This is a genomic window from Candidatus Xianfuyuplasma coldseepsis (assembly GCF_014023125.1).
Lineage (GTDB): Bacteria > Bacillota_I > Bacilli_A > Izemoplasmatales > Izemoplasmataceae > Xianfuyuplasma > Xianfuyuplasma coldseepsis.
This window is the reverse complement of the sequence record NZ_CP048914.1, coordinates 217045-241424: the sequence shown is the minus strand read 5'-3', so window position 1 is coordinate 241424 and position 24380 is coordinate 217045. Positions and strand designations below refer to the sequence as shown.

Genomic DNA, 24380 nt, shown 5'->3' with positions numbered 1-24380 from the left:
GATGAATAAATATATGAAAATAGCCGTAGAAGAAGCATTTACTGGAATGAGAAAAGGTGATGGTGGTCCGTTTGGAGCCGTCATCGTCAAGGATGGAGAAATCATTGCTCAAGCACATAATGAAGTGATTAAAACCAACGATCCAACCATGCATGCTGAAATCAATGCGATTCGCCAAGCGACGAAAAAACTGGGACGCTTTGATTTGTCGGACTGTGAAATATATTCGTCATGTGAACCCTGTCCGATGTGTTTTGCCGCCATTCATTGGGCAAAGATGAAAAGTCTCTATTTTGGTGCATCTCGTGAGGATGCTGCTGATATTGGTTTTGATGATCAATACATTTATGATGTGATTAATAAAACCGCAGATCATGAACAAGTTCATACGCGGATTATCGATTGTGATCATTGCAATGAACCGTTTAAAGAATGGAAACAAAAAGAGGATAAGACACAATACTAAACACAAAAGAGAATCGTATGTTGATTCTCTTTTGTTTGTGAGACATATGTGTATTGGGTTGTTTTTTTCTTTACATTTCCTATCATAATTATATATAATGTGAATAATATGATTGGAGGTCGTATTATGATTTATGCACTCCTATTTCTCGCAAGTTATTTGGTTGGCCATATTAATCCAGCTATTTTAGTTAGCCGTTGGCGACGTGGGATTGATATCCGTGAGATTAACAGTAAAAATGCCGGGACATCGAATGTTACGATGACGATTGGCTATCGATGGGGAATCTTTGTCCTGTTGATGGATATTTTAAAGGGATTGGTTCCTGCTTTGATTGTTCGGCTTGTCTATCCCGAGAATGATATCTTATGGTTTGTCAGTGGACTAGGGGCGATTTTGGGACATATATACCCGGTATTATATCAATTTAAAGGTGGTAAAGGAACCGCAACGTTCGGTGGTGTGTTATTTGCAACCGTACCACTGTATGCAGTGGGATTGTTATTATTGTTCGCCCTTGTATTATATTTAACCGATTACATTGCGTTATCGACATTGGTGGCGATTGTGCTTACACCAATCGTATTGTACCTTATGGGCTTTCATTGGATCTCCGTGTTGTTGATGCTGGTATTTTCATTTATATCATTTAGTAAACATTTTGAAAACTATCGTCGTATTTGGAACAAAGAGGAAGTGGGACTGCGTAAGTTCCATCGAAATAAAGATCAAATTCGCGTTGAAAAAAACACCCAGTAATTTGGGTGTTATTTTTTTTGTTCAATCAAGAGTTGTTTAATATCGAGTAAAATGTCTTCTGTAGTTGGTTTTGGTGGTGCAGCTGCAACTGCGATTTCTTCTTCACCATCGAGGGCATCTTTGACATCGTTTATCGTTCGTACCATTAAGAATACCACAAATGCGACAATGAAGAAGTCGAGAACACTCTGAATAAATCGGCCGTAGTAAATAGCATTTTCAACGATACCATTGGCTTCATCGGCTGCGGTAATCACATACTTGTAATTACCGAATCCTTGTTCCCCAACAACAAGACTGACAAGTGGCATAATTAGGTCGTTTACCAAACTTGTTACAATGGCTTTAAACGATACACCAATGATGAATGCAACTGCCAAATCCATAACGTTGCCCTTGCTGATGAATTTCTTGAATTCATTAAAGAATTTTTTCATAATATACCTCCTTGATTCGATTATATCATACTCGATTGATAACGAATATAAAAAAAGACATCAGCGATGTCTTAACGCCAGAAACTAGTTGTTTCTGCTTTTTCACGAATATTCGTATCAATCATATCTCTCAGTAATGGATAGTCGATTTCATCGGTCCATTTAATCCGAAACAACATCATGCTCTGTCCGTAACCCGATGCATCGATCCGTTCTTTAAAAGCGATCATTGTTGCTTTTTCCGGTGCGATGCTGAAGTGTTTTTTGGCGACACTAAACGCAATGATAAAAGTGCCGTGGTGGGTGAACATTGGCTGATTCCATTTGATTTCACCAACGAGCTTTGGATAGGTTTCGTGTATCCAATCAAATACATCATGAAGTTTTTGTCGATGCGTTGGATTGTCGATTGCCAATAAAAAATCATCAAATACAGTCATAGGTCTACCTCAACTTTCGTAGGTATAGTATACAATGTATTTGATGAAGTCTTATATTTTATGCTTATAATATTGCAAGTAGTGAGACATACGTCGAAGCGACTCTTGTTGTCCTAGACCATAAAGAAGTGAAATGACATCCGGACCCTTGGTCGTTTTAATCAATGCCATTTTTATGGTTTCAATGACAATGTGGGATTGCATCGATTGGGTTTGTAGAAAGTCATCAAGAGTTCGTTGCAATGATTCAAGAGTCCATGAAGTAAGATCCTCGAGTCGGTGTTGCAAGGCAATGACTACTTTCCGATATTGGGATTCCGATAAGTACTTTTCCATTTCAACATCATATAACCGTGAGGTTTGAATTTTGAGATCATCCGCACTATTATGGAACAATTCTGGTAGTCGTTTCGGAGATACATGTCCATAGAAATTTATATCTGGTAAGGTCACGACTACCGGTAGACTTTCTTCTAATTGATCACATGAAGAAAAGAGGATTTTATGTTTTGAATCCTTGATTTTTTGTAGATACAATGACTGGTCTTCTTCGTTACAACAAAGGATAATATTCACGGTACCACCTCCACTTCTATTATACCATTTTTCAGGATATGGTGAAATGTTTGTGAAATCCGATAAAAAATGCCCTATTGTAGGGCATTTCTACGATTGTGATGATCGTTTTTGTAGTTTGATAAAGGTATGATTCAAAATGTTATCATGAAAGGTTTTTGTGCTGGATCTAAACCCACATGTAATACCAGCATTGGCGAACACATCGACAATTTCATCCACATGATTCATATCGGTAAAGTGTGGCATATCTTTTTTTGCTATGGCTTTGGCTTCTTGGGGTGTGTTAGCTAGCACAAAATGATAGGTATGAATTTCATCGATAATGGAGGACATGTAACCCCCATATACAATCATGTACAGTTGTTGTGATGACGTGCTAGAAAAATCTAGTTCATAGCCGTCGATGTATTGTAATGGTACATAACTATCAATATGAAGACTGTCGCCATACCAACGATGTTGTAGTACTGCGTAACAATCTTCGAGTGTTTCAGCATAGACAAACTGCATATCGTGAACTTCAATATTGGATTGAACAGTGTTACCTCCAACGCCAATCATATAAAGTTGTTTCACATGAATCACTCCTTATTCGTCTTCTTGTAATCGCGCTTCAACCTGTTCGGTACCATCATTACGATAGACAAGAACAAGTTCTTTAATTGCATTTCCATACGCATCAAATCCCTTGAATCCCGTAATCGATTGAGCTATTTCCACATTTATTATGTTTTGTTTTACAGTAGCTGGAGTTATATTGTTCATATTGTTCATCGTTTCATACAGGATGTATATACTATCGTACCCAAGAGCAGCATAACGAGTTGCTTGCTCACTGTACTCATTAGCATAATTGGTTGTGAATGCTTGAACATACGAACTGGTATCCGAAGTAGAATATTCATCTATGTAATGTCCATCGAGGATTTCAGTGGCTTGATAGTTCCATTGATCAACACTGAGGTAGTTCCAATCCACATCCATCGATGCGGCTTTGGTAAAAATGGCAGGCATATAGACACCCGTACCTACCGATATCACATAATCAACACCACGAAAATCCCAACTACTGATGGCCACATGATTCCACTCGGTATCGGTGAAGTTCTCTAGATGGCCGATTTCATACATTTGAACACCCATTGCTTGTGCGGCTTGGATGATGGCAGAACGTGTCGTAGCAGCATCCTCAGCTAGATTATCGTAAATGAATCCGGGATGGTCTGTGGTGATGTTTAATATCGCCTGCGTAATTCCAAGACGCATTCGCAGTTGATTGCTTGCTGCGATAATATAGGCGGGTGTGGTATCATTCTCATTACGTTCATCGGTAACTGCCGTAGAGATAAAGGCAATACCATCAATATCTGCTGCAACTTGAACGTCATAGATGTCATCGTAGAGGCCACCGGCAATGATAGCAATGAGATTCTCATTGCCTTTTAGCGTATTGTAGTTGGACATTGCATTTGACCCATCACTACCACTATCATAGGCCAGAACTTGTACGGTATGTCCAAGGATACCACCCGCTTGATTGAGTTCTTCCACGGCAAGATCAATGCCGTTAAGGGTCTCGTTTCCAATTGTTCCCAGTTCTCCCGACAAAGGACCGATATAACCGATGATATAAGGTTCTAGTGCAACCGGTTTATCCCACCAACCATAAATCATAGTATCTTGTGTGATTGGTTCGTCAAAATTAAAGGATGTGGTATAGGTATCATCTGTAAACCACCCAATAAATACATAACCTTCTACAGTGGGCGGACTCAATGGTGTTACTGGATTTCCATTGATAATATCTGTGGATGAAATAGTAGTGCCATCATATCCGATAAAAGACACCTCGTACTGTGTAAGAGATGGGACGGTAACGATGTTACATGCACTGAGAAGCACCAGTATTGTAAAGAAGATCATACGTTGTAGTTGTTTCACGATATCACCCGTTTCTATCTACTATTGAAAAGAAGTAGAATTACTCTACTTCTTGATCAACGATAATGGAATATGCACCGACGGTTGTTTCGTCATATCCTTCGACTTGAATTTGATAGGAACCAACGCCTAATGTCGCAATGATATAGAAGTTACCACCGGATCCCATATCATCATCTTCGAGTAAAATGTTATCCATATCATCCATGAGATATCCATAGGTATCGGTATCCCCTGCGGTATAGATGTGGAAGGTACCAGCTGTGGTTACTTCAAAATCATACACCCAAGCATTTCCTGCTTCAAGCATATCATCTATTGCTGATACAGATAATAGTTCAGGAACTTCACGGATTTCTAAGTTGAATGTTCCAGCAGTTGTTTCGTCGTATCCTTCAACAGCAATGTAATGAATGCCTGGCTCAAAATCAACGACAAACTGGAAGTTTTTGTCAAAGTCAAAGGAATCATCATCTTCTTCAATGATGTTTTCATCTTCATCAAGAATATATCCATACGTATCGGTATTTCCAGTCGTGTAGATGCTTAAACGCATCGCTTCAGGAACATTGATGCGATACCATAATTGATCACCAGCAGAAATTTCATCCATGACGGTTTGAGTAATACCTGTTAATGGTGTAAATAGATATTGCCACCCCGCATAGATTACAGTCGCTTCGTTGATTTCAGAGGAGAAATCAAATTCTTCGGTCATCTCAACATCGGTAAACCATCCTAGAAATTCAAATCCTAGAACTTCAGGATCACTTGGTGCAGTAGCGGTTTCTCCCTCGGCAACATCTTGAACGATGGTTGTTCCATCACCGATATCAAATGTCACTTCATTGGTTGATAGTCCACAACCACTGAATAGTAATACACTAATTGTAGCAATTGATAGTAATGCAAATTTTTTCATATGTACCCCTCTTTTCACTTATTATATAGTTATATTATAAAGGATTCTAAACAAAAGGTATACCATGAATTTAAAGTGGGTTGATTTTTCGGTGTACGATTAAGTTCAATCTTATTGGAACTAGATTCAATTATAAGTTTCCAAATCCATAAACTTGACACATGTACCGGTATGAATACGGACATCACAGATACACTCTCCATCCATCTCAATAAGTTCAATGTGAGGACTGTAATATCCTTCTTGAATGGGTTCGATTTTTGTTAAGTCGGAGGATAGATATTTTTTCGAATCATCAGAGAATACGGTGATCACATTAAAATCTTTTCCATATTTATTTTGCACAGAAACGGCAGCTAGAAAGTTTGCTCCACTGGAAATTCCAACCCCAAGTCCTAGTTTTTTGGCGAGTAATTGCGCCATAATAATGGCATCTCCATCGGAAATAACAATGACTTCATCCAACTTTCTCATATCTATGAGTTCGGGGATAAATCCATCCCCAATTCCTTGAATCCGGTGGTCTAGTCCTTTGTTGCCGGTACTCATGACCGGTGATTGCGCTGGTTCTACGGGAAATAATTTCACGTGTGGATAGCGAACATGCAATCGTTTCCCTACACCCATTATGGTACCACCAGTACCTACCCCTGCGACAAATGCATCGGGAATAACGCCTAGTTTGTCTAGTTGGGTACAGATTTCCAGGCCGGTAGTCTTGAAGTGAGCATCCATATTATAAGGATTATAGAACTGTTGTGGTCGAAACCCATTGATCGACTCTGCTAGTTGATTAGCTAGGAGGACACACCCTTCAAATCCACCCTGTTCTTTGGTAACTTCATGTAACGTTGCACCGTACTTTCGAATCATTTGCTTTCGTTCTGTTGTCATCCATTCTGGCATAAAAATGTGTACAGGATGTTCATACATAGCGCCCAGTGCACTAAAGGCGATTCCGGTATTACCGCTTGTTGCTTCTATGATTGGCATCCCCCGTTGCAAGGTTCCATCCTTGTAGGATTCCATAATGATATGCTGAGCCATCCGGTCTTTAATACTACCAGTGAGATTGTAGAACTCTGCTTTTGCGTAAATGATTCTTTCTTCCCCTTTGTATCGATACGTAATCGAAAGTAAGGGAGTATTACCAATCATATTGTTCATAAGAGCCTCCACTATAAATATATAAAAATGGTAGCATACGACGTTCATCTTATCAATACTGGATATATATGTTTAAACAATTTCTTGATCGGATTGTTACCCTCACATAAATACGTACATGTTTTTTACATACAAAAACCCGAGAATTGATTGTAGGTATATACTAACCTCTCAAATTCTCGGGATGCAAACTGAAATGGTGGAGAGTACCCACCCCGAAGTATACCCGCATCAAATCGGTTTTCAAAATGGGGTTACGGGTTTATAAGTGTGCTGATTCGGGATTTTGATTTTGGGTACTGATTTAATCTATATTTTTTCGTTACCTTCAGGCACAATCTTTATCACAAGCAACTCTAAAATATCCTCATCTTCATTGCGAACATACATTTTTGATTGATACGGGATATTAAGCATGGTACCTAGAGTGTATTTGTTGGTATTTAAATCGTTAAGACCAAGCGTTAAAGTGCCTTGTAAAACTGTCATAAATAATTCAGCGTTGGACATGTGAGTTGGTAATCCCTCACCTTTTGGGAACACCATATGAATATACTGCCCATTTTCCTTCATTACTAATTTTTCAATCTTTTTTTCATTCCCTTGGTATAAATTATAAACTGTTTCTATCATTTTCTATTCTCCTTTTTTTATGCCCAGTCTAGTAGGCGTTGTTGTCCTTCTAAAGTTCTAATACGAGTGACGTCTTGTGATACTTCAAGTGTTCCTAGATATTCACCCTTTTTTAATCGAACAGCATAATAGGTAATATACAAGAACATGTTATTAAATGTGATCCAAAATTCTGCGATATCTTTGTCACCTTTTTTGAATGCTGTTACGATTTGTTCAACGATATGAACGCTTTTTGGTGGGTGACAGTGTTTAACTAAGCGACCAATTATGCTAGGATTACGAGGGAAGTGACGTTCCTTGCGATTGTTGAAATATCGTACTTTGTCGTCCTTGTCGACAAACGTGATATCAATCGGAATATATCTCATGATTCCATCGAACTCTTGTATCGATAATTCACCGGTTGATGTCTTGATAAAACCATCTAAAATAACATCATTATTTGTATCACTACTTGGTTTAGGAATGTCATCGATAAATACATAACCATATTCTTTTGATTCTTCAAAAATGTTCTGTTTTTCTTCGGTTGACAGTACTTGGTTCGCTACAGGAAATAGAATTAATTTCTCTTTTGTATTAATACCATATATTAAATTATAGTAATCACCTATGAGGAATATAAGACTTGTGATATCGGGTTGTTGTTGTCTTAATTCCTGTAATAAAAGTTTTAGTGTAGATCTTGCATCATCATGTAGCGACCACAATACTTCTAACGGTTTTGTTGTAGGGAGATGGTGTTCTAATACAGAGAATAATATCATTTCACGTTTGAGAAACTTACGTTCAAACTGCATGCATTGTTCAATTGTTGTCAAAATTTCTTCTTTGTGTTCTAATATTTCACTTCTCTTAAAATAGGGCTTTATTTTATTTAGGTGCTTTTCAATAGCATCATTTTCTCGAAGTAAATAGATTAACAAATTAGAATCATAGGATGATGGTTGATGTTGTTCTAGTCCATGATAAAAGACATTAACAAATTTACCAGCGGTTTCCTTAATGTCATCAATAGAGAATGAAGTATTGTTTTGGTACATTGGCAAGAAAAAGATATCAATTGGAGTAATTTCTGATAAAACGGATTCGTATTTGCGGTAAATTTCTGGCTTGGTTAAAGAATGATTGCGGTCTTCTAGTTCCATCATGAAATTGTGTATAGCGATGATTTTTTCTTGATTCTTTAAGAGTTCCATAGGTGTCCTCCTTTTATTTGTCCTTATTCCGTTTTCACGTATTTAAAGAAAACAATGTGTTTTATAAGAATCAATGCAATCAGTGTGATTCTTACCACCGTGGTGTCGAACAGAAAAAAGTATGTGATGAGAATTGTATCAACAGCAATGTTAAGTGTCCATTTTTTACGTTTTGTCATCGCCAGGGATGTAAGGTGTTTTTGAACAAGTGGGATATTATGAAACCAGTTGGAAAAGCGGTCAGACCCTCTTGTGAATGAATATGCTGTCACCAAGAAGAATGGAGTAGTCGGTAAGATTGGTAGAACAATCCCAATAATCCCCAATCCCATCGAAAGTAATCCCAATAAAATCCAGAGTTCTCTCATTGATCCATCAATCGTTTCTCACCTTGTAATTCCCGAATTGGTTTAACATCTTGCGTGACTTCAAGTGTGCCTAAGTATTCACCGTTTTTGTCACGTATTGCATAATATCGTATGTGGACAAACATCTTGTGGAAATCAATCCAAAAATCTTCTTGGTCCTTTGAGCCATCTTTAAAACTGTTTACGATAGCATCTACGATATGAACACTTTGTGGTGGGTGACACATATTGACGTGTCGACCAAGGATTGTTTTAGGTCGATCAAAGATTCGTTCTTTACCTTGAGTAAAGTATTTAACGTGTCCATCTTTATCAATGAAGGTCATGTCAAATGGAACGGTATTTAGAATGGCATTTAATTCCTGGGGTAACAGCTCTCCGGCATCAAATTGAACGGATTGAATTTCTGTGTTTGTGTCTTGTTCAGGAACGGGTTTCACTGAGATTTGTTTCCAGGAAGTACTAGGTTTTTCCAAAAAGTAACCAATTTCTTCAGAGCCTTCATCAGCTAAAATCCAATCATACAAAGAAAGTGTGTCAGATAATAACGGTAAAAGGATATTGTTTTCTTTAACAATCATGTCCTCTACACGTGAAACGGTTGATTTCATTAAGAGCTGGAGTTCATTATCATCTATTCGTTGAGTAGAACGTAATTGTGAGAGAACATTTTTAATAGCTAAACGTATTTCATTATCAACACCCCACATTACTTTTGGAATCGATGTAACACCTCTTTTTTCTAAGCCTGGGAAGAACAGATTTTCCTTTCGTGTGTAGTGATTGTTAATTTCACTTAAACGCTCAAAACCAATGGAAAGCATCAGAATTGACGTTTTATCTAATTTGTCTAGATATGGCTTGATTTCAACTTCTAATACGGTTTGAATTTGGTCGTTTTCCTCACGTAAAACCTGCGCCGGATGACCAGGAATGTCCGTAATATCTTGTGCTTTATGGATATCTGAAATCGCCCCATCAAACACAGCAGCGTGTACATCACATAATTTTTGAACTTCTGCGATGTCCATTCCTTCTTCAATGAGGGAATGCTCCATTGACGTGATTTCTTCGGTAGTAACCGTACCAAACTGCTCTTTAAAGATTGATTTAGCTTGATCTAGTGGTAACCCATTATGGATTTGTTTTATAATTGCTTTTAACTGCTCTTGTCTATTGTTTATTAATTCACTCATTGTGATACCTCCTTGTTTTCAGGTATAGTATCTCATGAAAATAAAAAATCGTCTGTGATTGAAATCACAAACGATCAAATTTATAAATGTTTTTGTCAACTTGAATAATATTTTTATGTTGCATATCAGATAATTTTCTAGATAGTGTTTCTCTTCGAATGCCAACAATACTTGCTAAAACTGTTTTGGTAAATGGAAGTTTGAGTAAGACGCTCCCCTTTTCAATAGTACCAAATTTTTTAGCTAGGAGTTGCAAAGTTGCGAGTATTTTTTCTTCAATATCAATATTTGTGGTGTGAAACAATTTATCTTGAAACATCGTAGATCTTGTTACAGCACACTGTAAACAGGTTGCTTGAAAAATATTGTTGGACTGATAAGCTTGGAGGACATCTGATGTACTCATTTGAGTTACTGTAACTTCAGTTAATGCGATTGCACTAGCTACATACTCATTCTTACCTTGTAGCACCGCGAGAAGTGCTATGTAGTCATCGGGTCCTAAAATATCAAAAATCTTTTCATCACCACTGTGATGAATCCGATTGATTTTTACAAGACCCTTTCGTATACGATAAACACTTGTTAAAGAAGAACCCTCTAAAAATATTTGTTGTCCTTGACGAAATGTAACTACACCATGCATTATTGTCTCATATATACAATGTTTACAATATTTCTTCATAGTATCACCAACATCATTATACTATGTACTATTTGAGATTCATAATGATACAATGATATTTTTCTATGAGGTTTTCACTGGTCTTTCTTTATAGATTAGTTGATTTAGAATTGAGTTACTGTCTTTCGCAAACAAATACGGATAACTAGAAAATTTCAATTTTTCGAGCTCGTGCAAAACCCTTATTACAACAATATCTGAGGGTTCAAAAAAATGAAAAACTGCTAAAAAAAGTTAAACTTTTTGCAAAATAAACCGAGAATATCGACGTAGTAAGCTCAACTGCATTCTTCATCAGATGCAAACTGAAATGGTGGAGAGTATTGTCCCCGAAGTAAAGTCGCGACTCATAATGGTGGAGAGTGTCTACACCAAATTACCTCGTATCCAAACAATATAAAACATAGTAATAAAAAAGGCTATTTAATCAATTGATCTAAATAGCTTTTCAATAATATAAATATCCTCTTTAACAGCATCATAAATGATCTCTAAATCAACATTCCCATACTCATGTACAATACGATTTCTTAACCCTATAATATCTCTCCATGGAATATTTGGATGTTCATTCCTAAAAGCTATTGATAATTTTTTTATGTGTTCTGATATTTGAATAAAACGAAACATAATCGAATCTAGTAGTAATTCATTATTCCCAAACTCGTCTTTTGATATACCTTTTGTATGTTTGATTAAAAATTCTAAATCTACGAGAATCTTATTAATATAGTACTCATTGTTCTTCTTATTATCCATATATCTTTATCCCATCCTTTAGTATCTCATTAAGTAACTCTACATTACCTTCTAATGAAGAAACTGGGATAACTTCTACCTTCTTTTTGAGTTGCTCTCTAAGTTCCTCTACTAGTCCATAGAACTTCATCCCAGTAACAGAAGATGATAACAATAAATCAACATCACTTTTTTCTGTAGCAGTTTCTTTCGCATATGATCCAAACAAATAACAGTACTCTGCTTCATACTTAGATAGTACAGATGAAACTATTGTTTTTATTTTTTCAATCGTTAACAATCCGTGTTCTTCATCAATATAACCATATTCCTCTAACTTATCCATAATATAGTTATATTTAATAGTACCTTTTTTGGTTTCATCATTTTCATAATTCAAATATGTTCTCAAAGGTATTTTCACCAATTCGGAAACTTGTTTTTGTGTTAAATCTAATGATTTACGTAATTCTTTAATAGACATAGTATCACCACCTACTCAATTATAACACGTTTTGCATATTAATGAAAATAAAAAATGCAAAAATTGCATATTTATAATATTCATATACGCAATTATTGCACTAGTCCATGATTTGTTGATTCAATGTGTGTTGTTGTTTTAGTGGAGAGTACCCACCCCGAAGTTTACCCGTATCCTTTTGCCTTTCTAAAATGGGCTTACAGACCTTAGGTGTGTTGTTATGGGGTTTTATGTAAGGATACAAGTTTTTTGTACTTTGAATATGAAATGTCTATAAATCAAGCAACTTCGTTTTTTTGGCATTGAACTCTTCCTCAGAAATAATACCAGCATCAAGTAGTTCCTTAAGTTGTTTTAACTCTTCGATATAGCTGTTTTTATGCTCCTTTAAATGAACAGGTTGTTCGATTACTTTTTTCGTTTCATTTCGTCTCTTTGAACCAATTTTACGATTGAACTCGTATATAATTGATACACCCACAAGTTCAATATCCGTTGAGTCATCAAATATTACCTGTATAAGTCTTGTATCTACTATTCTGTGATTGGAGCTTAAACTACTTAGGGTTTCATTCAAAGCAGTAAAAGAGTCTTTGATGGAGTTTACGATTCTGTTATTTCCTTCAACTAGTTTATCGGTTATACCTTTAACCATATTATTTACACCTTTTAGCATTGTGTAAGATTGTCCAAAAAATAATTCTGAGAAAAACGCACCAGAAATTGAAACTTTATTTATGCTATCCGATTTTAAATCATCTACATTGTTTCCCATGTGCTCTTGTGTTTTTGAAATAGATATACTAGTTTCCATCAACTCAGTACCGAAAACTGTGTAGTCTCTTATTTGTTTTGAATCGATAACTACCTTGCTTTTTATTGCCTCTTCATATTTAGTTTTGTCGAATGCGATATAGTGATAGAGTTTATCACCAATCTGTACTTGATCATTTACAAATGGTGCTTTCATTAATTTAAATGTGCCATCATTTTCTAATACATAGAAGTAAGTATCCGCATCAATGTTCACGTTTGTAGTCCTAGATATTTCGACTACACCATAGTTTTTCATATCATTCTCAATCAATATATTATCAGTTTCAATAAGTGTAAGTTCTGAAACATAATCAATTATTTCTACGTCGATGTTATCATAATTTATTGAACGATTCTGAATGCCTTCTCTAATAAAATCAAGTGAGTCTTGTTTTAAATACTCTTCTTTTTTGTAAATGTATAAGTAGTTTTGACTATCTCTTTGACTCTCAACTTCACTCCTGAAGCTTTTAATATTGTTGTTTTTCTTTTCTATTTCAGCTTCTTCAGCTCTCTTTTGGGCATCAATTGCTTTCTGAAATTCTTTTTGTTTTCTTATCTTATAGTCATCAGTATTTTGATACTCTAAATCTGCTTGCATTGAGTTGTATTCTTTTACTCTAGTTTTATATTTATACAGAAGTGCTGAAAATACAATCCCAAAGAATATCATTCCAAGTACGAGTATGACAAGAAAAAAACCATGTATGCCAATTACTCCAAAAAAAGATAAGAAACTTAATGTGGCAAGTGGTAAAAATACAATTAAGCTCTTCAAAGCTTCCTTTTTAGAAAAAACTATCTTTTCACGTGCTTCGTTTAATTGACTTCTAGAAATCTCATTCATATACATCAATCCAATCTTATATATTTTTATAATATAGTTCGTCATAAAGAAACAAGTAGAATGAAAAGTCTTGTAAACCTGAAAACATCCATTCATACATATAGAAATTATATCATAGTTCCATTTTCAAGAAAAGCGAGTTCGTTATTCTACCTTTACTACCTTTGCTACCTCAAAATTATTGAATAAAGTAATAGTCTACTTCTTATAAACTTTGTTTTTGCTGATTACTAAAGAAATCAATGAGGTATCTGATCCAATTTCTTGAGCTTGTCTCTCGAGAGATGATATGTCTTTGGGCAAACAGCTTCTCCCATATCCTCGTTTGTCTTTATATACAAATATATGACTTTTTCCTATGCGAGGATCAGCTGTCCAGATTTCACGAACTTTATTGTAATCTATTCACATTTTTTCACAATAATCATACATTTCATTACAAAAAATGACTTTCGTAGCCAAGAATGTATTATCCATATATTTTACCATTTGAAGTTATGAATAACAAACGCTAGTTTTGGGTGAATGTGTAAAGCTATGTTGAGTGGACAATAATGGCATAGTAAAAGCCCTAACTCCTCCCGTACAACGAAATCTCAAAATTCCATTTGCAGTCTCAATAGGGTTTTCCTATTAGAACATGCTCTAAGGGTACAAATTATCATTAAAAAAAAGTTGAAAAGAGCACTTTTTTGCTAACAAAAAACCGGAGAATATCGCAGTGGTAAGACAATCTGCATTCTTCTCCGGATACGGACTAAAATGGTGGAGAGTACCCACCTCGAAGTTTACCCGTATCCTTTTGCTTTTCGAAAATGGATTTACGGACTTTAACTGAGCTGTTCTGAGGTTTTTAGGCAGGGTGCAAGTTTTATGGACAGATTAACGCTAAAATGTTCATATTATTCATTTTGTAATATTGTAATCTCATCATATAAGTCTATAAGATCTTCTTTGATAATTTGATAAACCCAAGATGAATGAATATTGTCATAATCATGAACAATTCGATTGCGTAAGCCATATATTTTCTGCCATGGTATGGCTGTATAAGACTTTTTAAAGGTATTAGTAAGCTTGTGATTGGATAACTCACCTATTTGTAATAAGTTGAAGACAATTGCATCCTTTGTCTTATCGTCATTCTCAAAATCATCAAGTGAATCTAAATCTTTCAGATACATTCTAATTCGTTTAATATGAGTCATGATTTTACGTAAGGTCTTTTGATCTCTATCGTTCATATAGAACGACTCCTTTTAATACATCCTTCATAAAATCAGAATCTTTAACGATATCACGAAAATTAATCACATCTACATCCTTTACTAATGCTGTACAAATTTCATCTACAATTCCTAAGAATGTAAGACCTCGCGCGTTTGTATCAACGGCAATATCGATATCGCTTAATTCATCCTCAATTCCTTTTGAATAAGAACCAAACAGGATAATACGATTGATATCATATTTCAATGTAACAGGTAAAACAGCTTCTTTTATCTGATCTATATTATACGTGTTTTTACGCATAGTGATGATTCCACGCTCATTTTTTGGGAATTGTTTTAAGTGAGAATCTATCAGTTTTTCAACCCATGGGCTAGGTTTTCTCTTGCCTGATTCCCAGTTTTCAATGGTACGCAAAGGAATTTCAGTGATTTCACTGAGTTCCTTTTGTGTAACATGATACTCTGCTCTAGCTTCTTTAATTTTAAATTCCATAATATCACCTTGCATATTATTATACCACCCAATGAGTGGTAATACAAGAAGAATGTCGTAATCGATATTCTTTCTACAACAGATTAATTAACTGAAAAAGGAACACGAATGTTCCTTTAATGTAAGTGTATTTTTTACTAGAATGTACTCTTTTTAAAGTGAAAATAAAGTATTGTTGGTATTGCAATTGGTATTGCATATAGAATAGTATTCACTACGATTTCAAGATACCACGGTGCACTACAAACAACACAATTATAAAGTGATATGGAAGCGATTGTTGTATGTAGGATATAAATGATTGTTATCAGCACCGCAAGATACATAAATATTTTCTGTAGTTTAATTGGCTCGAAGTGATATAAAAACTTGATAAATAAATTTAACAAGAAGTATGAAAGAACAAATAGGGTATAATGCAGTATACCAATTAATCCCAATGTATATTCAGGCAACAAAACATCATATAGTACATAGATTGGAATAAGCGCAAGAGAAGATCCAATAAGAAAATACTTTCTCGGAATATCTCCTAATACTGTAAATAGACCAAAAAGCATATAGATAAATGGTAACAAAATATAGTTAATTGCAGTTTCATTAAATTCATCAATATTTAGAAAAATATAAGGGATTAATATTCCATTTGTAGTATAGGTTAGAAATATTCCTATACTTGATAGCACATCCCTGAAACTTTGAATTTTCTCAGTGTTTACCATAGCCATGATGATTCTATCCTCCTCATTTACAATTTGGTCTAAAGATACTTTAAACAGAGAAGCTAGTTGTTTTAGATTATCTATACTTGGAATTCCTTTGTTCGTTTCCCATTTAGAAACTGCATTTCTCGTTACAAAAATTTTGGAAGCCAATTCCTCTTGTGTCAAATTATTTTGTAATCGTAACTGTTTGATATTTTCACCGACACTCATTCTCATCACCTCTTGAATATAATATAGCACATTCACAAACGATATCCTAGACACTTATCGTTACTTAACAGTAATTACGGTCATTAATACACCGACACTTGAAAAATCATTTATAAAACATAAAGAAAGATGCATGTAAATTATTTTCTAAGTTGTCAAGAAATCCCTATTACGACATGTCTGATGAATTTTAAATTGTGTTGATTTTTCCGAATTATAAGCATACAAAAACCCGAGAATTGATTGTAGGTATATAAAACCTCTCAAATTCTCGGGATACGGACTAAAATGGTGGAGAGTACTGGGCTCGAACCAGCGACCCCTTGCACGTCAAGCAAGTGCTCTCCCTACTGAGCTAACCCTCCAAGTAGTATCATTATATCATAATTCGGGTATTTGTGAATATCAATTTGACGGAAATTTGGATTTTTTTTAATTGGTTTTGTGATACAATATAGAAAACAGCTTGGGAGGTGAGTAGCGTGATTACAATTGGTCTAGTAGGATTTGGAATGGTGAACTCCGGTGTATATGAAATTGTTACAATGCGAAAACATCATTTAGATGCAGTCGCAAACGATGATGTACGGATTACAAAAATCCTCATTAATAACATTAATAAGCCACGAGATCCAAGGGTTTCAAAGACCTTGTTTACCGATGATGTAGACGACTTTTTTACACATGATTTTGATATCATTGCAGAAGCGATTACCAATACCGACCAAGCATATATGATTATTACGCGTGCACTTTCGCGTGGTATTAACGTTGTCACTGCATCCAAAGCAGTGATTTCAAAATACTATACGGAATTATTTACTCTTGCCGAAACCAATAATTGTGGACTTTACGTCGAAGCAACTGTGGCTGGTGGAGTCCCTATAATCAAACCGATGTTGCAAGTATTACAGACGAATCAGATAACCAAGATTAATGCAATACTCAATGGAACAACGAACTATATTCTTTCTAAAATGTATACTGATAGATCCTCCTATAAAGATGCACTTACACTTGCACAAGAGATAGGGTATGCAGAACATGATCCAACCGATGATGTTGAAGGATATGATGCATTACGGAAACTTGTTATTCTATCAAATTTGGCGTATAGAACAAGAATCGAGGAGGATGATATTCCTTGTCGCGGAATATCAAATATTACAAAAGAGGATATGGATTATATCAAGGATCTCCACTTGATTCCCAAACTAATCGGAATCAGTTTGACAACCAAAGACGGAATCACTGCAAGTGTTGAGCCGGTTTTGTTCAGTGAACAATCCATATATAATACCGTCCAACTATCGAATAATATTGTCAGTATCACTGGTAATCATGTTGGCGAATTACAGTTTTATGGACCGGGAGCAGGGAAATTATCAACCGGTAACTCGATGGTTTCTGATATCGTCGATATCCTTTCAGGTGTACAACCGATTCGTTTACATCAACATCAATCAATGTCCTATCAATCCGATGACTACGTATCTGGTATGTATTATTGTCGATTCAACCTAAATAACTATCAGGAAGATCAAATCTTACAGAAGTTTGATGCGTCGGGATTGACCTATGATGTTGTATATCGGACCAATCAATTAGTTATTATTACCGACGTTGTAGCAGCCTCTGTTATGCGCGATTTTATGTCTGTTTTTCATCCGAAATATGCGATTTATATCCGGATAGAGGACGGTGCATATTCGCACACATTCACATCGAACCCTCGCAATTTGATTGTCATGAAGTTCGGGGGAACCTCGGTCGGATCATTGGATAATATCAAACATGTTGCACAAAAAATCATTGATACCAAGCAACAAGGAAACGATGTTGTCGTTGTTGTTAGTGCGATGGGAAAACGTACGGATGAGTTGGTCGAAATGGCACAAAAAATCAGTCGGATTCCTCAAAAACGAGAAATGGATTTACTGCTTGCAACCGGTGAACAGATGTCGATTAGTTTACTCACAATGGCGTTACAAGAAGCCGGTGAGGAGGCAATCGCATTATCTTCGACACAAACTGGAATCATTACCGATGACATCTACAACGATGCACGAATTATTAAAGTGAATGCCAAACGTTTAAAACAGGAGTTGGCGAATCACAAAATTGTCGTTATCCCTGGTTTTCAAGGTCTGACAACAACACTGGATATCACCACACTTGGTCGTGGTGGAAGCGACACTACAGCAGTAGCGTTAAGTGCGGTATTACGAGCTGAACGATGTGATATATATACCGATGTTGAGGGGGTCTATACCGCCGATCCACGTATTGTTTCATCTGCGAAACGATGGGATGAAATCAGCTATGATGAGATGCTGGAGTTGTCTCATTTAGGAGCGGGAGTGATGCACCCTAGAAGTATCGAACTCGCGAAAAAATACAACGTTAAATTGACAATAAAATCGACCTTCATTGAAGGGCCTGGAACGGTGATTAAGGAGGCAAATATGATTGAAAAAGTAGTGGTTCGTGGTGTCACACACGATCAAGATATTGTTAAGGTATCAATTGTGGAAGTTCCCGATAAACCAGGAATTGCATTTCATCTATTTGATTTACTGGCTGAGCGTAATGTCTCCATTGATATGATTATTCAATCGATTGGACGAGAAAATGTCAATGATATCTCGTTTACCGTTCATGCAAAAGACTTGGATCAAACCTTAGATGCATGTCAGGTGTATGTCAAAGACATTCACACAGGTAAGGTTGCAGTCGACAACAATGTTGTCAAACTCTCGATTGTCGGGATTGGCATGGCTGGTGGAAGCAAAGTTGCCTCCTTATTCTTTAAAGCGTTGTACGAGTCCGGGATCAATATCCAGATGATCAGTACATCGGAAATTAAGATTTCCTGTATTGTTGAAAACAAAGATGTGGACGTCGCAATTAATCGCATTCATGAGTATTTCCAGCTTGGTGAAGACGTCAATATTGATTAATATAAAACGATCTGATTTCAGATCGTTTTTTTATCCATTGTTAGTTTTGCCTCGGGCTGCACAGGTACAACACGGTAGACGCTTTTAATGGAATCGGTTAAATATGCATCAATTGGTTTTTTTGAGATAAACAACAATGAACTACCAGACCCACTGATTACAATCGCGAGTTCTTTGTGACGCTTTAAGGTGAGTATTTCATTGGATTTTGGAATAAATGGATAACGATAGGGTTCATGTAGTTTGTCGTTCAATATCCGGCGCAATGTTTGGAGATTGCCTGTTTTAAACGCACTGGGTAAATGAAGAACCCGAGCGACATTATGGACAGCATCCTGATGTTTAATCGTCGTGGGAATCGCATTACGCAGATCACTTGTTGAGGTGTGTTGGTCCGGAATGAGAAGAGTAAATTGTAACGATGAATGAACTGGAAATGATTGGTGATAATAGATATCGTTGTCTTGGTAGGTGGCCACCAATCCACCGTAAGCTGCTGGATAGATGTTGTCAGGATGTCCTTCTAGCGATGCGCTAAAAGCAACGCATTCGTCGAATGAAGCGTTTAAATGACCGAGTGTATTGGCCGCAAACACGCCGGCTAGTATACACGCTGCACTACTACCAAGTCCTCTGGAGATGGGAATCTCTTGTTGCTCGACTTCGATTGTGATTGGTAAATGAGGGCGTCTATGGTAGGTAAAGAATGCCTTATAAGCTTGATATACTAGGTGATCGTCGAGTTCCCCACTGTAGCTCACAATGTGATCGTTTCGACTCTTGGTAAAGCTAAATGTATTGTATAGACTAAGGGATAATCCAATGGCGTCAAAGCCAATCCCGAGATTAGCCGATGTGGCCGGGACACTAATTTTCATCAATAATACCAACTTTCTGGCGGATAATAGTCATCGCCTCATCTTTTGTGAGTATCTGTTTCTGTTCCAAGGTATAGGATGCTATGTGGTTGATTCGTGCTGGAAAGGGAATGTGTACATGACCAGCGAATCGTTGTAATCGTGATTGCAAATCACCTGAAGGTTCTATATCCAATGCATCTTCCATTGCATCGATGAACTTGAATGGGGATGCAGTAGCAACGATAATCGTGTGATGATTGTGGGGTGTATGATGGTAGACATAGGTACCAACTGCAGTGTGAGGATCAATCACAGTACCTTGATTGAGAAAGGTATCCTTAATGGTTTGTAAAGTTTCTTGTTCGGTAGCCATACCAGAATCAAAGGTGGTTTGATGTTTAACGACATCGATATGTAATTCACCTGTGGACTGTAGGGTTGTCATTGCTTGCTGTAAAGCCGATGCATCATGATTGAATAATGTATATAAGTACCGTTCTAGGTTGGACGAGATGATGATGTCCATACTTGGTGATATCGTTTTGTATAAGGGTCTTTTGATGGTATAACTTCCGGTTTGGAAGAAATCGTGAAGAACGTTATTGGTATTGGATGCAATCGTCAATGTATCAAACGGTACACCCATTTGTTTGGCGATATATGCCGCGTAAATGTTACCGAAATTTCCGGTTGGAACAACGACATCGATGGGTTCTAGTTGTGGGATGACGTGATCTTGAACCAATTTAGTATAGGCATAGACGTAGTATGTTATCTGCGGAACCAAACGCCCAATATTAATCGAGTTTGCACTGACGAGCGTTGTGTTTGTTAACGTAATGGATTGAAATAGTGTTTTAACAATGGTTTGACAATCGTCAAAATTACCATCAATTGCATATACGGTACATTGGTCGTTTTGGAGTTGATTCATTTGCTTTTCTTGAAAGGACGATACACCTTGTGTCGGATAGAGAACAAACACATAATCGTCTTTGTTTTGTTGAAAGCCTGCCAAGGCCGCACTACCGGTATCACCACTGGTTGCGGTTAAGACAATACTTGGTTTGTCAATACCGTTAATCTGTTTGGCTTCTTGAATCAATTTTGGCAATATTGATAATGCCATATCTTTAAAGGCGAGGGTTTCGCCATGATAGAGATTTAAATAGGAGTGGTTCTTGTGGTGTGTCATGGTGATGGGGGCTGGATGAAACAGGTTTGAGTTGTATGTTTGATCGATGATATCATTCAAACGCTCTTGTGAAAAATCATCTAGCAATAGACCAAATACAACTTTTGCCACATCGGTATACGATGCATTAGTAAGTTGTTTGATGTCGATTTTTGGAATGGATTCAAAGACATAGAGTCCGCCATCTTTGGCAAGTCCATTGAGGATTGCCATAGAAGGCGTTACGCGTTCGTCCGATCGTGTGCTTTTTACCATCATTTCACCACCTTGCATCTATTATATCATAATGAGGAATGCTATGGGTAAACAAAAAACCACCGTTTGGTGGTTTTGATTGTTATCTGTTGTAATATTCAACGATGAGGTTTTCTTTGATTTCAGATAAGATTTCACCGCGTTCAGGTAAACGAACGTATGTGACTTCAAATTTGTTGTCATCAAAGCTAACGAATTCTGGACGGGTAACCAATGCTTCAAGCGCATCTTTGACGATGTCAAATTTTTGAGCTTTTTCGCTTAAGGTAATGAGTTGTCCAGGGACGACGCGATAAGATGGGATGTCCGTACGTTTTTTGTCGACATAAACATGTCCATGGTTGACAAGCTGACGAGCTTGACGACGAGTACGTGCTAATCCAGCGCGGAAAACGAGGTTGTCTAATCTTGATTCTAATAAGAACAAGAAGTTTTCACCTTGTTTACCAGGCATTTTTTTCGCTTCGTTGAAGGTTTTACGGAATTGTTTTTCGTTTACACCATAGGTGAAACGTACTTTTTGTTTTTCATGAAGTTGGATTCCGTATTCACTTAATTTTCCACGACGTTGTCCGTGTTGTCCTGGTGCGTAAGGGCGTTTTCCAAGTTCCTTACCACTTTCGCTGATTGAGTATTTTAAACGTCTTGAAATTTTCCAACTAGGTCCTGTATAACGTGCCATTGTGTATTCCTCCTTTATTAAATTTACGTGAGTAATAATGATTTATTAGTTCGAATGTTTTAATGTGTTCACCTTGTCAGCAAAGACTACTAACAACCCTGGTTGCGGAACATTCTAAAGGTAATGAAACTCATTATTTAGCTGCCATTATTACACATGCGCAATGTATATTATATAGAAACTACAGTACAATGTCAACAAATTTGTTGATTACTTCCTCTAAGTAATAATGGTCCGTTTGATCGAACCGAGAAGGTACGGGAGAATCGATATCTAAAACGCCAAATAATAGGGTATTGTTGATGATTGGAACAACGATTTCCGACTTGCTGTTGGCGTCACAAGCAATGTGTCCTTCGAATTGATCGACATCCTCGACTACAATGGTTTTACGAGTCTTCGCTGCGGTGCCACAGACACCACTACCGAAGGCGATTGTCGTACAAGCTGGAAGACCTTGAAAGGGTCCTAAGAAGAGCTTTTCTCCGTCATATAGATAAAACCCAACCCAGTTGATATCATCTAGAAAGTAGTTTAAATAGGCGCTGAGATTGCTTAAGCTTGTAATCAGTGCGTCATCTTTCACCAAGAAGTGATCAAGATGTTGTAATAAGAGTTGATAGTTTTCACCTTTGGATTGACCTTTGGGAATTTCTGTAAACATGGGATAACCCCCCTATTTTTGGTACTCCTAGTATAGCATAAGAGACCTAGTGGTGCAAAAGGATTGATTATTTTCATTCTATAATGAATTTTTGAACCATTTGTGGTATGATAACGTTGATTAGGAGTGGTTCTATGTATGAACGTATATTGGTTCGATATGGTGATTTAACCTTAAAAGGAAAAAACAAAAAGGTGTTTGTCGAACGAGTGAATCAATTGATTCGGGAAAAAGTCAATAACCCACATGTCAAATATGAGAAAAATCATGATCGCTTATACATTGTCTTAAATGGTGAACATCACGAAGAGATTATTGCTAGTTTGGACAAAGTAAGTGGTCTTTCAAGTTATAGTTTTATCTCGAAAACAAGTCGTGACATGGAAAGCATCAAAGCCAAAGCTTTGGAGGTTGTTCAAGGGGAGCTAGGCGATAAAGTCGTGACGTTTAAAGTCGAAACGAAACGAGCTGATAAGACCTATCCATTACAGTCTCCAGAGATTTCCAAAGAAATCGCCGGTCATGTGTTACGGAATACGGAAACGTTGCTTGTGGATGTCCATAATCCCGAGTTAACATTATTTATCGAAGTCCGTCATCACGGGGCGTATTTATATTGTAATAAGATGAAAGGAATGGGTGGATTTCCAGTTGGTGTAGCCGGAAAAGGATTGTTGATGATGAGTGGTGGAATTGATTCTCCGGTGGCGGGATTCTTAGCGATGAAGCAAGGTATTGAAATCGAGTGTATTCATTTTGAATCGACACCTTTAACAAGTATCGAATCGGCACAAAAAGTCATTGATTTAACCGAAAAATTAAGTCATTTTGCTCCAAAAAATAAAATCAATTTACATATGGTACCGTTCAAAGAATTACACGAGCAATTATTGGAATACGTACCAGAAGCATATAATATTACGATCATGCGACGCATGATGTATCGTATCAGTGAACAAATTGCGGCAAAACACAGATGTCTCGTTCTCATCAATGGGGAGAGTGTAGGCCAAGTTGCATCGCAAACACTCCAAAGTATGGTCGCGATCAACGATGTAACGACGATGCCGGTATTACGTCCTTTAGTGACGTATGATAAACTAGATATCATCGACATTTCAAACAAGATTGATTGCTATGATATTAGTGTCAAACCGTTTGAAGATTGTTGTACTGTCTATGTACCAAAAAAACCAACCACTTCACCGAAAGTATATCGCTGTGAGTATTATGAAACATTGTTTGATTATAAGCCCATTATTGATAAGGCCGTCAGGGACACCAAAACATTTGTGATTGAAGCAGGATCGTCTCGAGACATAACCTTAGAAGGATTTACAATCGCGGAAATACCTCCGAAGTTAACCATTCCCAAGGAGTAAAATGTTTGTAAACGAACTAACAATTTAGTATACTGTATTCGA

Annotated in this window: 26 protein-coding genes, 1 tRNA gene and 1 pseudogene; 4 read left to right on the top strand and 24 right to left on the bottom strand. The window is 36.7% G+C overall.

Translation table 11 applies throughout. From position 1 onward, the window contains the following. Position 1: 1 nt before the first annotated feature. Together G4Z02_RS01100 and plsY are read left to right on the top strand one after the other, a co-directional pair. The gene (locus G4Z02_RS01100) at positions 2-466 is read left to right on the top strand and encodes a nucleoside deaminase (protein WP_258878008.1); all 465 of its coding nucleotides are present in this window, start codon (positions 2-4) and stop codon (positions 464-466) included. Between the two features lie 126 nt (positions 467-592). Beyond that, on the top strand, positions 593-1225 hold the full coding sequence (plsY, locus tag G4Z02_RS01095) for a glycerol-3-phosphate 1-O-acyltransferase PlsY (protein ID WP_258878007.1): 633 nt from the start codon (positions 593-595) through the stop codon (positions 1223-1225). 8 nt (positions 1226-1233) lie between these two features. Here plsY and mscL read toward each other — a convergent pair whose 3' ends face one another. The 20 genes and pseudogenes from mscL to G4Z02_RS01000 form a co-directional block, all read right to left on the bottom strand. Beyond that, positions 1234-1662 carry a large conductance mechanosensitive channel protein MscL gene (gene mscL, locus G4Z02_RS01090; RefSeq protein WP_258878006.1) on the bottom strand — a complete coding sequence of 143 codons (429 nt, stop codon included), beginning with the start codon at positions 1660-1662 and terminating at the stop codon, positions 1234-1236. A gap of 71 nt (positions 1663-1733) precedes the next feature. Beyond that, a complete protein-coding gene (locus tag G4Z02_RS01085) occupies positions 1734-2102 on the bottom strand; it encodes an iron chaperone (protein WP_258878005.1) in 369 nt (122 codons plus the stop codon). A gap of 51 nt (positions 2103-2153) precedes the next feature. Next, entirely contained in the window at positions 2154-2678 is a 525-nt protein-coding gene (locus G4Z02_RS01080) for a hypothetical protein (protein ID WP_258878004.1), read from the bottom strand. A gap of 90 nt (positions 2679-2768) precedes the next feature. Beyond that, the gene (locus G4Z02_RS01075; protein WP_258878003.1) at positions 2769-3257 is read right to left on the bottom strand and encodes a DUF1543 domain-containing protein; all 489 of its coding nucleotides are present in this window, start codon (positions 3255-3257) and stop codon (positions 2769-2771) included. A 12-nt stretch (positions 3258-3269) separates the two neighbouring features. Next, a complete protein-coding gene (locus G4Z02_RS01070) occupies positions 3270-4622 on the bottom strand; it encodes an ABC transporter substrate-binding protein (RefSeq protein ID WP_258878002.1) in 1353 nt (450 codons plus the stop codon). A 40-nt stretch (positions 4623-4662) separates the two neighbouring features. Beyond that, positions 4663-5544 (bottom strand): InlB B-repeat-containing protein, encoded by an 882-nt coding sequence (locus G4Z02_RS01065; RefSeq protein ID WP_258878001.1) that lies wholly within the window; start codon positions 5542-5544, stop codon positions 4663-4665. 126 nt (positions 5545-5670) lie between these two features. After that, complete coding sequence (locus G4Z02_RS01060) at positions 5671-6711, bottom strand: PLP-dependent cysteine synthase family protein (RefSeq protein WP_258878000.1); 1041 nt, start codon at positions 6709-6711, stop codon at positions 5671-5673. A 309-nt stretch (positions 6712-7020) separates the two neighbouring features. Beyond that, a complete protein-coding gene (locus G4Z02_RS01055; RefSeq protein WP_258877999.1) occupies positions 7021-7344 on the bottom strand; it encodes a cupin domain-containing protein in 324 nt (107 codons plus the stop codon). A gap of 17 nt (positions 7345-7361) precedes the next feature. Beyond that, the gene (locus G4Z02_RS01050; RefSeq protein WP_258877998.1) at positions 7362-8546 is read right to left on the bottom strand and encodes a PAS domain-containing protein; all 1185 of its coding nucleotides are present in this window, start codon (positions 8544-8546) and stop codon (positions 7362-7364) included. 23 nt (positions 8547-8569) lie between these two features. After that, entirely contained in the window at positions 8570-8914 is a 345-nt protein-coding gene (locus tag G4Z02_RS01045) for a YbaN family protein (RefSeq protein ID WP_258877997.1), read from the bottom strand. Continuing rightward, on the bottom strand, positions 8911-10110 hold the full coding sequence (locus G4Z02_RS01040; RefSeq protein ID WP_258877996.1) for a DUF438 domain-containing protein: 1200 nt from the start codon (positions 10108-10110) through the stop codon (positions 8911-8913). Before G4Z02_RS01040 ends, G4Z02_RS01045 begins: the two co-directional genes overlap by 4 nt. Positions 10111-10174: 64 nt before the next feature. Continuing rightward, positions 10175-10756 carry a Crp/Fnr family transcriptional regulator gene (locus tag G4Z02_RS01035; protein ID WP_258877995.1) on the bottom strand — a complete coding sequence of 194 codons (582 nt, stop codon included), beginning with the start codon at positions 10754-10756 and terminating at the stop codon, positions 10175-10177. Between the two features lie 462 nt (positions 10757-11218). Further along, entirely contained in the window at positions 11219-11554 is a 336-nt protein-coding gene (locus G4Z02_RS01030; RefSeq protein WP_258877994.1) for a HepT-like ribonuclease domain-containing protein, read from the bottom strand. Then, positions 11547-12017 (bottom strand): nucleotidyltransferase domain-containing protein, encoded by a 471-nt coding sequence (locus G4Z02_RS01025; protein ID WP_258877993.1) that lies wholly within the window; start codon positions 12015-12017, stop codon positions 11547-11549. Before G4Z02_RS01025 ends, G4Z02_RS01030 begins: the two co-directional genes overlap by 8 nt. Positions 12018-12288: 271 nt before the next feature. Beyond that, positions 12289-13680: an SHOCT domain-containing protein gene (locus tag G4Z02_RS01020; protein WP_258877992.1), complete on the bottom strand. Its 1392-nt coding sequence runs from the start codon at positions 13678-13680 to the stop codon at positions 12289-12291. Between the two features lie 198 nt (positions 13681-13878). Further along, positions 13879-14112, bottom strand: a pseudogene (locus tag G4Z02_RS09635) (hypothetical protein). 470 nt (positions 14113-14582) lie between these two features. Then, positions 14583-14924 (bottom strand): HepT-like ribonuclease domain-containing protein, encoded by a 342-nt coding sequence (locus tag G4Z02_RS01015; protein ID WP_258877991.1) that lies wholly within the window; start codon positions 14922-14924, stop codon positions 14583-14585. Next, a complete protein-coding gene (locus G4Z02_RS01010) occupies positions 14914-15405 on the bottom strand; it encodes a helix-turn-helix domain-containing protein (protein WP_258877989.1) in 492 nt (163 codons plus the stop codon). The genes G4Z02_RS01015 and G4Z02_RS01010 overlap by 11 nt, the downstream gene beginning before the upstream one ends. Positions 15406-15542: 137 nt before the next feature. Beyond that, the gene (locus G4Z02_RS01005; RefSeq protein ID WP_258877988.1) at positions 15543-16340 is read right to left on the bottom strand and encodes a helix-turn-helix domain-containing protein; all 798 of its coding nucleotides are present in this window, start codon (positions 16338-16340) and stop codon (positions 15543-15545) included. 289 nt (positions 16341-16629) lie between these two features. Continuing rightward, positions 16630-16705 (bottom strand) — tRNA-Val (locus tag G4Z02_RS01000). A gap of 117 nt (positions 16706-16822) precedes the next feature. On the opposite strand from G4Z02_RS01000, the gene G4Z02_RS09590 reads away from it, so the two are divergent. Further along, the gene (locus G4Z02_RS09590) at positions 16823-19300 is read left to right on the top strand and encodes an aspartate kinase (protein WP_309544589.1); all 2478 of its coding nucleotides are present in this window, start codon (positions 16823-16825) and stop codon (positions 19298-19300) included. 17 nt (positions 19301-19317) lie between these two features. Here the strand turns inward: G4Z02_RS09590 and thrB are convergent, their stop codons facing one another. The 4 genes from thrB to G4Z02_RS00970 form a co-directional block, all read right to left on the bottom strand. Next, entirely contained in the window at positions 19318-20178 is an 861-nt protein-coding gene (gene thrB, locus G4Z02_RS00985; RefSeq protein ID WP_258877987.1) for a homoserine kinase, read from the bottom strand. Beyond that, positions 20168-21613: a threonine synthase gene (thrC, locus tag G4Z02_RS00980; protein ID WP_258877986.1), complete on the bottom strand. Its 1446-nt coding sequence runs from the start codon at positions 21611-21613 to the stop codon at positions 20168-20170. The genes thrB and thrC overlap by 11 nt, the downstream gene beginning before the upstream one ends. Positions 21614-21692: 79 nt before the next feature. Further along, a complete protein-coding gene (gene rpsD, locus G4Z02_RS00975) occupies positions 21693-22292 on the bottom strand; it encodes a 30S ribosomal protein S4 (protein ID WP_258877985.1) in 600 nt (199 codons plus the stop codon). Between the two features lie 181 nt (positions 22293-22473). Continuing rightward, positions 22474-22956, bottom strand: a complete 483-nt coding sequence (locus G4Z02_RS00970) for a GAF domain-containing protein (RefSeq protein WP_258877983.1) — start codon at positions 22954-22956, stop codon at positions 22474-22476. Positions 22957-23090: 134 nt separating this feature from the next. Between G4Z02_RS00970 and thiI the strand changes: the two genes are divergently transcribed. Further along, positions 23091-24338 carry a tRNA uracil 4-sulfurtransferase ThiI gene (thiI, locus tag G4Z02_RS00965; protein WP_258877982.1) on the top strand — a complete coding sequence of 416 codons (1248 nt, stop codon included), beginning with the start codon at positions 23091-23093 and terminating at the stop codon, positions 24336-24338. Positions 24339-24380 lie beyond the last annotated feature (42 nt).

Coding starts and splice junctions, on each gene's coding strand:
- G4Z02_RS01100 (WP_258878008.1), top strand. CDS start 2: ATGAATAAATATATGAAAATAGCCGTAGAAGAAGCATTTACTGGAATG.
- plsY (WP_258878007.1), top strand. CDS start 593: ATGATTTATGCACTCCTATTTCTCGCAAGTTATTTGGTTGGCCATATT.
- mscL (WP_258878006.1), bottom strand. CDS start 1,662: ATGAAAAAATTCTTTAATGAATTCAAGAAATTCATCAGCAAGGGCAAC.
- G4Z02_RS01085 (WP_258878005.1), bottom strand. CDS start 2,102: ATGACTGTATTTGATGATTTTTTATTGGCAATCGACAATCCAACGCAT.
- G4Z02_RS01065 (WP_258878001.1), bottom strand. CDS start 5,544: ATGAAAAAATTTGCATTACTATCAATTGCTACAATTAGTGTATTACTA.
- G4Z02_RS01060 (WP_258878000.1), bottom strand. CDS start 6,711: ATGAACAATATGATTGGTAATACTCCCTTACTTTCGATTACGTATCGA.
- G4Z02_RS01055 (WP_258877999.1), bottom strand. CDS start 7,344: ATGATAGAAACAGTTTATAATTTATACCAAGGGAATGAAAAAAAGATT.
- G4Z02_RS01050 (WP_258877998.1), bottom strand. CDS start 8,546: ATGGAACTCTTAAAGAATCAAGAAAAAATCATCGCTATACACAATTTC.
- G4Z02_RS01045 (WP_258877997.1), bottom strand. CDS start 8,914: ATGAGAGAACTCTGGATTTTATTGGGATTACTTTCGATGGGATTGGGG.
- G4Z02_RS01040 (WP_258877996.1), bottom strand. CDS start 10,110: ATGAGTGAATTAATAAACAATAGACAAGAGCAGTTAAAAGCAATTATA.
- G4Z02_RS01035 (WP_258877995.1), bottom strand. CDS start 10,756: ATGCATGGTGTAGTTACATTTCGTCAAGGACAACAAATATTTTTAGAG.
- G4Z02_RS01030 (WP_258877994.1), bottom strand. CDS start 11,554: ATGGATAATAAGAAGAACAATGAGTACTATATTAATAAGATTCTCGTA.
- G4Z02_RS01025 (WP_258877993.1), bottom strand. CDS start 12,017: ATGTCTATTAAAGAATTACGTAAATCATTAGATTTAACACAAAAACAA.
- G4Z02_RS01020 (WP_258877992.1), bottom strand. CDS start 13,680: ATGAATGAGATTTCTAGAAGTCAATTAAACGAAGCACGTGAAAAGATA.
- G4Z02_RS01015 (WP_258877991.1), bottom strand. CDS start 14,924: ATGAACGATAGAGATCAAAAGACCTTACGTAAAATCATGACTCATATT.
- G4Z02_RS01010 (WP_258877989.1), bottom strand. CDS start 15,405: ATGGAATTTAAAATTAAAGAAGCTAGAGCAGAGTATCATGTTACACAA.
- G4Z02_RS01005 (WP_258877988.1), bottom strand. CDS start 16,340: ATGAGTGTCGGTGAAAATATCAAACAGTTACGATTACAAAATAATTTG.
- thrB (WP_258877987.1), bottom strand. CDS start 20,178: ATGAAAATTAGTGTCCCGGCCACATCGGCTAATCTCGGGATTGGCTTT.
- thrC (WP_258877986.1), bottom strand. CDS start 21,613: ATGATGGTAAAAAGCACACGATCGGACGAACGCGTAACGCCTTCTATG.
- rpsD (WP_258877985.1), bottom strand. CDS start 22,292: ATGGCACGTTATACAGGACCTAGTTGGAAAATTTCAAGACGTTTAAAA.
- G4Z02_RS00970 (WP_258877983.1), bottom strand. CDS start 22,956: ATGTTTACAGAAATTCCCAAAGGTCAATCCAAAGGTGAAAACTATCAA.
- thiI (WP_258877982.1), top strand. CDS start 23,091: ATGTATGAACGTATATTGGTTCGATATGGTGATTTAACCTTAAAAGGA.